Genomic DNA, 1051 nt, shown 5'->3' on the forward strand with positions numbered 1-1051 from the left:
TATAAAATCTATCGATAAGCTCAATCATCAAAAGCTCTGCCTCATCATGTTCAGCGCGCAATCTATCAGGCAAACAAAATTTATACATACTAAGCGTAGCTGCAGCCTCAATAAGCCTCCAAATCCCCTCTTGCAATACGTCTGCCCTTTCAGACATCATGTCCACCCTCCTTTGTGTGTACCGCGCTTCAATCCCTTTTCTCGCATCAACTCGTGACATAGGGGGTCTCAATGGGCGTGGTAGGGGGGCTATGTGCAGCCGTGGGACGGGCCAAGGATTGCCCATCCCCCATCATGCCCGCACGACAGGGTTACACTGGGGATATATCCCCAGCCCCCTATGTGTCGTATCTAGCTCATTAAACTATCAGACACTCTGAGACGTCCAGAGCGCCCGTAGACGGGTTAATACGCAAATGATACATGTGATAGATTGCCGCACCATCTGGACGTGTCACAGCCCCTCCACAGTGCGAGCACACACACGATCGTACCCCCCCGTACACCAGTCATGACTTTTCCTCACCCTTATTAATAGACTTTGTAGGCTTTTTGCCACTCATCGCCGCACCGTGAGTAGCCGCATAATCAATGATAGTAGCCTTAAAGACTTCTTCTTGCCTTTTCGCATGTGCTTCCAACTGCTCCACCTTCGCAGCCATGATGGCAGCTTCTTTTTCAGCTGCAGCCGCCACGGCGGACAGCTTAGCCGCCTCCGTCTCCTGCGCAGCAACTACAATCTGCTGCTGCTTCACCTCTGCCGCCAACTTTTCTTTGTCCTGGACAGCCGCACGAAGCTGCTCGACCTCTGTCGTTAGTCCCTGTATCCAATTTTCTTTATCATCGACAACTCCATTTAGCCGCTCAACTTCTGCCAACAACCTGCCATTGGACTTATCCAACTCACGCATCTCCTTGGCGTACTCTTCATTAACACGACCTAATCGCTCCTTATCAGCCCGTAGTTCCTTCATGCTCTCCTCCAGGACATCAAGACGCGCTTGTAATTGAGTCACTTTCAGACGTTCATTTTGCAACTCTTCCTGCGCAT

Annotated in this window: 1 protein-coding gene; it reads right to left on the reverse strand. The window is 50.7% G+C overall.

Annotated elements, in window-relative coordinates:
- Positions 1-509: 509 nt before the first annotated feature.
- On the reverse strand, positions 510-1051 hold a 542-nt coding region (locus tag PPOP_RS22700; RefSeq protein ID WP_006286095.1), incomplete at its 5' end, for a hypothetical protein.

Source organism: Paenibacillus popilliae ATCC 14706, from assembly GCF_000315235.1.
GTDB lineage: Bacteria > Bacillota > Bacilli > Paenibacillales > Paenibacillaceae > Paenibacillus_B > Paenibacillus_B popilliae.